This window comes from Herminiimonas fonticola (assembly GCF_040395855.1).
Lineage (GTDB): Bacteria > Pseudomonadota > Gammaproteobacteria > Burkholderiales > Burkholderiaceae_D > Oxalicibacterium > Oxalicibacterium fonticola_A.
In genome coordinates this window covers 1-8,309 of record NZ_JBEBPO010000101.1, presented here as the reverse complement: position 1 = coordinate 8,309, position 8,309 = coordinate 1, and the positions used below count along the sequence as shown (strand labels likewise).

Annotated in this window: 14 protein-coding genes; 9 read left to right on the top strand and 5 right to left on the bottom strand. The window is 55.0% G+C overall.

Annotated features, from left to right (window positions below):
• The 4 genes from ABWP27_RS11125 to ABWP27_RS11115 form a co-directional block, all read left to right on the top strand.
• Positions 1-198 (top strand): IspD/TarI family cytidylyltransferase (locus tag ABWP27_RS11125; RefSeq protein ID WP_353156693.1); only part of this gene is annotated, 198 nt, incomplete at its 5' end.
• Positions 195-701 carry a 2-C-methyl-D-erythritol 2,4-cyclodiphosphate synthase gene (gene ispF, locus ABWP27_RS11120; protein WP_353156691.1) on the top strand — a complete coding sequence of 169 codons (507 nt, stop codon included), beginning with the start codon at positions 195-197 and terminating at the stop codon, positions 699-701. The genes ABWP27_RS11125 and ispF, both read left to right, overlap by 4 nt.
• A gap of 70 nt (positions 702-771) precedes the next feature.
• Positions 772-885: a ferritin family protein gene (locus ABWP27_RS12695; RefSeq protein WP_502905338.1), complete on the top strand. Its 114-nt coding sequence runs from the start codon at positions 772-774 to the stop codon at positions 883-885.
• A gap of 192 nt (positions 886-1,077) precedes the next feature.
• On the top strand, positions 1,078-1,377 hold the full coding sequence (locus ABWP27_RS11115; protein ID WP_011871382.1) for a hypothetical protein: 300 nt from the start codon (positions 1,078-1,080) through the stop codon (positions 1,375-1,377).
• Positions 1,378-1,516: 139 nt separating this feature from the next.
• Here ABWP27_RS11115 and ABWP27_RS11110 read toward each other — a convergent pair whose 3' ends face one another.
• Entirely contained in the window at positions 1,517-2,884 is a 1,368-nt protein-coding gene (locus ABWP27_RS11110; protein WP_353156688.1) for an ATP-binding protein, read from the bottom strand.
• Between the two features lie 30 nt (positions 2,885-2,914).
• The gene (ompR, locus tag ABWP27_RS11105; protein ID WP_353156685.1) at positions 2,915-3,682 is read right to left on the bottom strand and encodes an osmolarity response regulator transcription factor OmpR; all 768 of its coding nucleotides are present in this window, start codon (positions 3,680-3,682) and stop codon (positions 2,915-2,917) included.
• A 170-nt stretch (positions 3,683-3,852) separates the two neighbouring features.
• On the opposite strand from ompR, the gene ABWP27_RS11100 reads away from it, so the two are divergent.
• The gene (locus ABWP27_RS11100; protein ID WP_502905337.1) at positions 3,853-4,185 is read left to right on the top strand and encodes a hypothetical protein; all 333 of its coding nucleotides are present in this window, start codon (positions 3,853-3,855) and stop codon (positions 4,183-4,185) included.
• A gap of 115 nt (positions 4,186-4,300) precedes the next feature.
• Here the strand turns inward: ABWP27_RS11100 and ABWP27_RS11095 are convergent, their stop codons facing one another.
• The 3 genes from ABWP27_RS11095 to flgA all read right to left on the bottom strand — a co-directional run bounded on the left by ABWP27_RS11095 (position 4,301) and on the right by flgA (position 5,925).
• On the bottom strand, positions 4,301-4,747 hold the full coding sequence (locus ABWP27_RS11095) for a flagella synthesis protein FlgN (RefSeq protein WP_353156680.1): 447 nt from the start codon (positions 4,745-4,747) through the stop codon (positions 4,301-4,303).
• Positions 4,748-4,787: 40 nt separating this feature from the next.
• Positions 4,788-5,096 carry a flagellar biosynthesis anti-sigma factor FlgM gene (gene flgM, locus ABWP27_RS11090; RefSeq protein ID WP_353156677.1) on the bottom strand — a complete coding sequence of 103 codons (309 nt, stop codon included), beginning with the start codon at positions 5,094-5,096 and terminating at the stop codon, positions 4,788-4,790.
• Positions 5,097-5,217: 121 nt separating this feature from the next.
• Entirely contained in the window at positions 5,218-5,925 is a 708-nt protein-coding gene (flgA, locus tag ABWP27_RS11085) for a flagellar basal body P-ring formation chaperone FlgA (RefSeq protein WP_353156674.1), read from the bottom strand.
• 187 nt (positions 5,926-6,112) lie between these two features.
• Here flgA and flgB point away from each other — a divergent pair, with 187 nt between their 5' ends.
• The 4 genes from flgB to ABWP27_RS11065 form a co-directional block, all read left to right on the top strand.
• On the top strand, positions 6,113-6,532 hold the full coding sequence (gene flgB / locus ABWP27_RS11080) for a flagellar basal body rod protein FlgB (RefSeq protein WP_353156671.1): 420 nt from the start codon (positions 6,113-6,115) through the stop codon (positions 6,530-6,532).
• A gap of 2 nt (positions 6,533-6,534) precedes the next feature.
• Positions 6,535-6,939 (top strand): flagellar basal body rod protein FlgC, encoded by a 405-nt coding sequence (gene flgC / locus ABWP27_RS11075; RefSeq protein ID WP_353156669.1) that lies wholly within the window; start codon positions 6,535-6,537, stop codon positions 6,937-6,939.
• A gap of 18 nt (positions 6,940-6,957) precedes the next feature.
• Positions 6,958-7,626 (top strand): flagellar hook assembly protein FlgD, encoded by a 669-nt coding sequence (flgD, locus tag ABWP27_RS11070; RefSeq protein WP_353156668.1) that lies wholly within the window; start codon positions 6,958-6,960, stop codon positions 7,624-7,626.
• Between the two features lie 30 nt (positions 7,627-7,656).
• Positions 7,657-8,309: flagellar hook-basal body complex protein (locus ABWP27_RS11065; protein ID WP_353156666.1), on the top strand; the 653-nt coding region annotated here is incomplete at its 3' end.

Sequence of the window (8,309 nt, the reverse complement as noted above, 5' to 3'; positions counted from 1 at the left end):
GCACAAACGCCGCAGATGTTTCGCTACGGTTTATTGAAGAAGGCACTGGAACAGGCGGCTGCAGTGACCGATGAAGCCGGTGCGATTGAAGCGCTGGGTCTGCAGCCGAAACTGGTCACGGGGCATGCGTGCAATTTCAAGGTGACCCTGCCGGAAGATGTGGCGCTTGCCGAATTATATTTAAAAGGACTTGTATGAATATTCCCGCCACACTTTCCATGCCTTTTCGTATCGGCCAGGGTTACGACTGCCATGCGCTGGCGGAAGGCCGCAAGCTGATTATCGGTGGCGTGACGATTCCGCATGCGACCGGCCTGCTTGGACATTCGGATGCCGATGTGTTGCTGCATGCGATTACCGATGCCTTGTTTGGTGCGGCGGCATTGGGCGATATCGGCCGGCATTTTCCCGATACGGCAGTCGAGTTCGCCGGTGCCGATTCGCGCGTACTGTTGCGTGAAGCGGCCAAGCGTGTGGCTGCAGCCGGGTTTTACATCGGCAATGTGGATGCCACCATCATTGCGCAAAGACCGAAGATGGCGCCGCATATTGCGCAGATGGTTGCCAACGTCGCGAAGGATCTGGGTGTCGCTGTCAATCAGGTCAACATCAAGGCGAAAACGAATGAAAAGCTGGGTTATCTGGGGCGCGAAGAAGGGATCGCGGCCGAAGCGGTCGCCCTGATTTATCAGAGATCATGAAAGCGATGAATTTTTTGCCGATTTTATTGTCTACCTGAATCGGCGATATTGATTTTTCAACCAGAAATACATTCACGCGGCCATGGTGCTGGAATGGGTACGCAGGGGCGATCCCAAACTGGGCAGGAAATTACGCAATGCCTTGTTCAGGGAAGGACCGATCACCGGCGATCATCACGAATAAATCAGTATAAAAATCGGTATAAAAAAGACAAGCCGTTGAAAAGTATTGAATTTTCAGGAAGCGTCGCAATCTATTGCGGCAAAGGTCGGATTCACGCATAGTGCAGTTATGCGAAGTCGTGCGGGAAAAGGCAACAGGCATCCTTGTTCGTACGATTCGGCTATACTACAAAGACTCAGGAGTGACACATACATGGCATCTTTTCTTTTCAGTCAGCATGCACAAGGTTGGCAACAAATGTTCCGCCGCAGCCAGTCCGGCGGCTTTGCTTCGCGTTTGCTCGCGTGGCTGGTACTGGGCCTGGTATTGATGGTCGGTTTGCTGGTGGTCGTGACGGTGCTGTTGCTGAGCTGGTTGCTGATTCCGGTGCTGCTGTATAAAAGACGTCGTGCATTGAAAGCGCGCTTTGAAGCGGAACGCGCCTTTCATCAATCTGCGCATGGCGACATCATCGACGGCGTAGTGACCGAAATCAGGGATGAAAAGATGTAAGCCTGCTCTTGTTTGCCAGACAGGCGAACAGTGAATAAAAACGCACATTGCTGAAAGGCATGTGCGTTTTTTTTATTGATGCGCCCGATGAATCGGACTGCCTGCTGCGCTATGCGCAGCGTCTCATCTGCAAGGCTGTTCAGATGGAGAAAGGGGAGTGGCGTTTCCTCGGATTGGTCAGAACAATCTGTACCGTCAGTCCGCCACCATCGCGATTGAACAGATGCAGCCTGCCACCGTGCCGCTTGACGATGCGATCGACAATGGCCAGGCCCAGGCCGGCACCGTTGGCTTGTCCGCGCGCGCTATCCATGCGGGTAAAGGGGCGCAACAGACGGGCGATGTCTTCTTCCGGCACGCCGGCGCCGTGATCGGCGATTTCCAGGATGACCTTGTCGCCTTCGACGCGGCAGCACAGGTCGATATCGACATGATCGGCGTTGCTTGCCTTGCCGTAGCGGCGCGCATTTTCAATCAGGTTGTTGACGATGCGTTTGATGTCGATGGCATTGCCGAGGACGACTACCTTGTCTTCAATGGTGCGGCTTACCTGCACATCGGGCAGGCGAGCCGCTTCGTGGGCTGCTTCCGTTAGCAAAGCTGTCAGGTCTATCGATTTGAAATGGCTGCTGTCCACCGGTTTTGCATAATCCAGAAATTGGCCGATGATGGCATCCATCTGTTCCAGATCGGATTGCATGCCTTTGCGCGCATCATCCGGCAGGCCGGCCATTTCGACTTCCAGTTGCATGCGCGCGAGCGGGGTGCGCAGATCGTGCGAGATGCCGGCGAGGACCAGCGCACGATCGGATTCCACCCGGTTCAAATCATCCACCATTTGATTGAAGCTGTGATTGGCTTCGCGGATTTCGGTCGGGCCGCTTTCCGGCAACGGCGCGGGGTGCTGGCCGTTGGCAATCGCACGGGTGGCGGCGGTGAGGCGTGCCAATGGCTGATTGATCAGGCCGGAAATCATCAGCGCGCCCACTAGCGATAACAGCAGAGTGGCCGCGCCCCAGCCTATCCATTGCACGCCAAAACTCGCTTCGACCCGGCTGCGATCGAGCATCAGCCAGTATTCGTCGTCGGAAATGGTGAAGCTGACCCAGAAGCCGGCCACATCGTTGACCGTACGGGCAAAACGTGTGTCCTTGCCCAGTGCAGCGCGTACGTTTGCCTGGATGCTGCGCACCACGCTGTTTTCGATGGGAGGTTCGACGCGATCGCTGTCTTCCAGCGGATAGACGCGTATGCCTTCATTGCTGGAAAGATCGAACAGTAATTCGCGTCGCAAGTCGGGTGCAGAATGTGTAAGCGCAGCGCGTGTAATGGTAACAACTGAGATGACTTGTGCGGCGATCTGGTTGGCGCGCGGTGTTTCTTCAACCGCGCGATAGCTGGCGATCCAGGCGGCCATACTGGCGGCAATCAGAAAGGCGAGCAGAAAAAAAGTGCGCCAGAACAGACCGCTTCTTATCCAGTTCAGGTGATTTGACGATGTGGGCATCCGTGGATTTTTCACGCAACTGCAAAGAGATCAGCGCGGCTTGCCTTCAGGAATGAAGACATAGCCGAGGCCCCAGACGGTTTGAATATACAGCGGCGTGGAGGGGTCGGGTTCAATCAATTTTCTCAGGCGTGAAATCTGTACATCGAGGCTGCGATCGAATACTTCATATTCGCGACCGCGCGCAAGCTCCATCAGTTTTTCACGCGATAGCGGCTGACGTGCGTGACGTGCAAATACCTTCAGGACGGAAAATTCGCCGGTGGTCAGCGGTACGGTTTCGTCGTTTTTTTTCAGTGTGCGTGTACCGAGGTCCAGCGTAAATTCGCCGAAGGTAAATGATTGCGGCGTTTCGGATGGCGCACCCGGTGCTTCATCAGGAGTGATACGGCGCAGCACGGCGCTGATGCGCGCTACCAGTTCGCGTGGATTGAACGGCTTGGCAATATAATCATCGGCACCCATTTCAAGGCCGACGATGCGATCGACATCTTCGCCTTTGGCGGTCAGCATGATGATGGGGGTCTTGTCGCCGGCGCCGCGCAGACGGCGGCAGATCGACAGGCCGTCTTCTCCCGGCAGCATCAGATCCAGCACCAGCAGATCGTAGCGTTCGCGCAGCCAGAGCTTGTTCATCGCCTGCGCATTTTCTGCCGTCACTACATTGAATCCCTGTTCAGACAGATAGCGACGCAGCAAGTCGCGCAAACGCAAATCGTCATCGACCACCAACACCTTGGTTTGATGCGAATTGGTCGAATGGCCTGGTTCCTTCATGGGTACATTTGTCGTATTCATTTTGCTATGGTAACGTCAGAAAGACTTTTCGGTACAAGGTGAATTGCAGGCATTACAAAGTGTTACAACCTTTACGGAAATGGACTTAGGGCTGGCTGCAAAGCAGCATAAACTTTGGACATGGTTTGCAACAGGGAGCGTGTCCATCGGGAGCGCAGCGGAAGATGACGATGATGAATATAACATTGAAGAGAATGGGATTGGTGATGCTGCTGCTTGCAGCTTTTGCCGGGACAACGGCGGCGTATGCACAGTCGCGCTTCCAGGGGAGTGCATTCGGGTACGCCGTACAGGATGATTCTCGTCAACGTTTCAATCAGGATAGACGCGGCGATGATGGCCAACGCCAGGCGCGTGAACGACGTGATGACTATGGTGCAGATCGTAATGCGGGACGGCAGGATCAGGGGCGTCGCGATCCGCGTCTGTCTCCCGATGAGCGGCGCGCATTGCGTCGCCAGATTGATGAAGCCGGGCGCGATATCTATGCGCCGCGCCGATAGCTGATGGAAGCCGGACAGTTAAAGCGCAGGCAAAAGAAAATGCCGCCAGTGATGGCGGCATTTTCTTTTGCGGGGTGCAGACAAGACGGGCAGTACACCGTCAATAAATGAATGGTTAGCGGGCGACGATGTGGCGGCTCATGCCCTTGCTGGCCGTCTGACCGTCCGGCCCGTAGACATTATTGCCTTGTACATTGCCGTGTTGCAGAATATTGAGCACGTTTTGATTACGCACCATCTGCTTGTTGATCAGCGTGCCGTTGACGCGATTGAGTTCCTTGCCGGCTTCTGCCAACGCAATCAGTTCATGCCAGGATGTATTTGCTGTAGCTGAAGCGGCAGGGCTGCCTAACCAGGTTTGCATGCCTGTTTCGTTGGCTTCAAAACCTGCTGCTGCAAGGAGTTTGTGTCGTTTCGCGGCCAGTTCAGCCATGTGCAGAGCAGCTTTTGCCTTGGGCTCTGTCAAGGCGGCGATGGCTTCGATATCGGCGGCAATCAGTTTTTCCTGCTCCACTTGCAGCAATTCCGTCAATGCGCGTACGGCTTTGTGTTCTTCACTCAAGCTGTCTGCAGGGTTGCTACCGAACGAATCCATGTTGAAATCAACCTCTCCGGGCGGAGATCAGGTCTTTTACCGTGTCCATCAGTCCATCTGCCACGCGTTCTGCGTTGACCTGGAACTGACCGCCGGCAATCGCTGCCTTGATCTCTTCCACTTTTTTAGTATCAAATACGCTGGCACTGGAAACCTGGCTGGTCAACGCCTGTACTTGCGAAGACAGCGTGACATTGGCCGACGGAGCCTTGCTGTTGCTGGCACCTGCGGCTTTTTCAGTTCCCTTGCCCGCGCGGGTTTGCGTCGTACTGACGCCTATTCCTGCGGTTTTCTTGCTTGAGTCATCAATTTTCACGACATCACCCTGTTTGGTTTGCGGCAAAACGCCTATCTCATGATGGGACTAACGGCGTTATTAGACCAAACTTTAATATTAAATGGGTGAAACGTAAAATTTTGTGTCTTAATTTATGTTGCTAATACGTTAATTCAACGACTCCGCCCAACTTTGCAATTCCGCTGATGACCTGACCTGCCGGTGTGCGAACCTGGGTCAACTGGCCTTCGTTGGCATTATTCAATGCGCGCGCTTCGCTGGAGACGCTGAAGCCCGCGCCATTGACGATCACGCGTACCGCCTGACCCTGCTGGATAGCCTGCTGGTTGCGTAGCGCATCCTGTCGCAGCGGCGCGCCCAGCGCAACTGTAGTGGCTGCGGTGCGGCCTATCGCCTGCGATGCATCCGTGATGACGCCAGCCGGCAAAATGGTGAGGTCGCCCTTGACCCTGGCAATGTCACCCTGTCCTATGGTTTGTCCCTGTGACAGCGGAGCTGCTGCCGCGATGTATTCGCCGTGTACCTGCACTTTCGCCTGTACATATATAGTCCAGCGCGATGGGGCGCTGCAGCGCAAACCTACGCTGGTCTTGCCCCAGGCCTTGCTGGATGCTGGCAGGAACGCTTCCGGCGCAACGCATGCCGGCAATTTGGTGCGTGGATCTATAGAGCCTATCGTTACCCGCACTTCACCCGGCAAGCCGGCAGCCTGCGTACGCAAAAACTGTTCGGCCGCTTGTTTCAACACGCCCAGATCCTGGCGTGCTTCCGGTTCGACACTCTGCGCAACAGCACATTGCGCGGCGAGAGCGAGGGCGGCAATAGCAAAATTAAAAGTGTGTCTCATGGCTGGCTATGGATTGGATGCACGACCATGGTACTGACTGGAGGCTGTGGCAAAGCCGGGAATAGCACGGATTTTTGTCTTCTTATCGTTTGATCGAGGCGGGTATGGGCTCCGTATGATCCACGCTATACAAATCCATTATCGGCGCAGAACGGGAATTCCCCGAACGCGCACTTCGGAGGTCGACATGATCGGAAAACTTGATGACTTGATGCGCTTTCAGGAGACGGCCCTGAGTCTGCGTGCGCAACGTCAGCAATTGCTGGCGTCAAATATTGCCAATGCGGATACGCCCAACTTCAAGGCGCGTGACATCGATTTTAACAAGGCCCTGCAAGGCGCGATAGCCAGGAGCGCCGGCGGCACAACAGCAGCGCCCGATCTGGTAAAGACGACTACGACGCATCTGTCGTCAAATACGCACGCGACGATAGGCGGAGCGCCGCTGTTATACAGCAATACGCAGCAGGGCAATATCGACGGCAACACGGTCGACATGGATGTGCAGCGCAATCAGTTTACCGATAACGCGATGCGCTATGAAGTCAGCGTCACGCTGGCATCGTCGAAAATCAAGGGAATGCTCACCGCTATTCAGGGGCAATAATCATGTCGCTATTTAATATCTTCAACGTCGCCGGTTCGGCCATGAGTGCGCAGAGTCAGCGCCTCAATGTGGTATCGAGCAATATCGCCAATGCCGAGAGCACGACCAGTGCCGATGGCAAGACCTATCGCGCCAAGCAGGTGGAATTTCAGTCGCTGCCGATGGCGGGCGCGACATCTACAGGGGTCAAGGTCAAGCAGGTGGTCGAAGATGCTTCTCCGCTGAAAATGGTATTCGATCCCAAGCATCCGAACGCCGATGAAACCGGCCATGTCGCGATGCCGAATGTGAATGTGGTGGAAGAAATGGTCAACATGATTTCTGCCTCACGTTCCTATCAAACCAATGTCGAAACCATGAATGCGGCCAAGACGATGCTACTGAAAACGCTGACGCTCGGTCAGTAAACAATAAAAGGAATAATCATGAGCGCTATCAGTAATACCCTGCCGCAGTCTGTACTCGATGCGATGAACCCGGGTACGACGAAGACCAAATCCAGCGTGGATGAAGCACAGGATCGCTTCATGAAACTGCTGATCACGCAGATGCAGAATCAGGATCCGCTGAATCCCATGGATAACGCTCAGGTAACCAGCCAAATGGCGCAATTGTCGACGGTGACCGGCATCGACAAGATGAATGAAACGCTGCAGTCCCTGATTGGCAGCTACCAGTCCAGCCAAACGCTGCAGTCCGCCAACCTGATTGGTCATGGCGTGCTGGCGCCGGGCAACAAACTCGGTCTGGCAGAAGACAAGGCCCTGATGGGCGTTGAATTCCCGGAAGCGGTCGATTCGGCACAAGTGGTGATCAAGGATGCAGCCGGCAACGTTGTGCAGACACTGAGCATGGGGCCGCAAGAAGCAGGCACTGTGCCGCTGCTGTGGGATGGCACAAAAGCGGATGGCGAAAAGGCAGAAGAGGGCACTTATACGTTTGAGGTGAAGGCGCAGGTCGCAGGCAAGGAAGTGGCGGTCAACGAACTGCAGTTCGGCATGGTGACGACTGTGACTACCGGCCAAAACGGCGTGAAGCTCAATGTGCCCGGGCTGGGCGCACTCGATCTTTCCGATATTCGTCAGTATCTTTAATACAGCGGCAAACCAACCCAGGAGAAATACATGAGTTTCCAACAAGGTTTGAGCGGATTGAATGCCGCTACCAAAAGTCTTGAAGCAATTGGTAATAACGTCGCCAACTCGGGCACAGTCGGTTTCAAGCAGTCGCAGGTGCAGTTTTCCGATATCTATGCCAGCACCTTGACAGGCTCCGGTGCTTCGCAGATCGGTATCGGTACGCAGGTCGCAAGGGTGGCGCAATTGTTCAGCCAGGGTAATGTCACGGCATCGAACAATCCACTCGACATGGCCATCAACGGCGACGGTTTTTTCCGCATGAGCACGGGTGGTTCGATCAGCTATGCGCGTAACGGCCAGTTTATCCTGAGCAAGGAAGGCTTTATCGAAAATGCAGCCGGCGGCCGTTTGACCGGTTACATGGCTGATCTGAACGGTGTGGTCGCCACTGGTGCACCAACCGAGCTGGTGATCAACAAGGCCGACCTGGCGCCGCAAGCGACGACAACTTACGATTTGGCGCTGAAGCTGGATTCACGCAAGCCGGATCTGGTTGCCGCCAATTTCGACCCGAACGATCCGCTTACTTTCAGCGATGCGACTTCCGCACCGGTCTACGACAGCCTGGGAAATTCGCACACACTGCGCACTTTCTATGTCAAGACAGCCGGCGGCCAATGGAGCGTATTTGCCACCAA

What these genes read in the sequence shown, in the direction of transcription:
- ABWP27_RS11115 (WP_011871382.1), top strand. Translation starts at nt 1,078, where the DNA reads ATGGCATCTTTTCTTTTCAGTCAGCATGCACAAGGTTGGCAACAAATG.
- ompR (WP_353156685.1), bottom strand. Translation starts at nt 3,682, where the DNA reads ATGAATACGACAAATGTACCCATGAAGGAACCAGGCCATTCGACCAAT.
- flgA (WP_353156674.1), bottom strand. Translation starts at nt 5,925, where the DNA reads ATGAGACACACTTTTAATTTTGCTATTGCCGCCCTCGCTCTCGCCGCG.
- ABWP27_RS11110 (WP_353156688.1), bottom strand. Translation starts at nt 2,884, where the DNA reads ATGCCCACATCGTCAAATCACCTGAACTGGATAAGAAGCGGTCTGTTC.
- flgC (WP_353156669.1), top strand. Translation starts at nt 6,535, where the DNA reads ATGTCGCTATTTAATATCTTCAACGTCGCCGGTTCGGCCATGAGTGCG.
- flgD (WP_353156668.1), top strand. Translation starts at nt 6,958, where the DNA reads ATGAGCGCTATCAGTAATACCCTGCCGCAGTCTGTACTCGATGCGATG.
- flgB (WP_353156671.1), top strand. Translation starts at nt 6,113, where the DNA reads ATGATCGGAAAACTTGATGACTTGATGCGCTTTCAGGAGACGGCCCTG.
- ABWP27_RS11100 (WP_502905337.1), top strand. Translation starts at nt 3,853, where the DNA reads ATGATGAATATAACATTGAAGAGAATGGGATTGGTGATGCTGCTGCTT.
- ispF (WP_353156691.1), top strand. Translation starts at nt 195, where the DNA reads ATGAATATTCCCGCCACACTTTCCATGCCTTTTCGTATCGGCCAGGGT.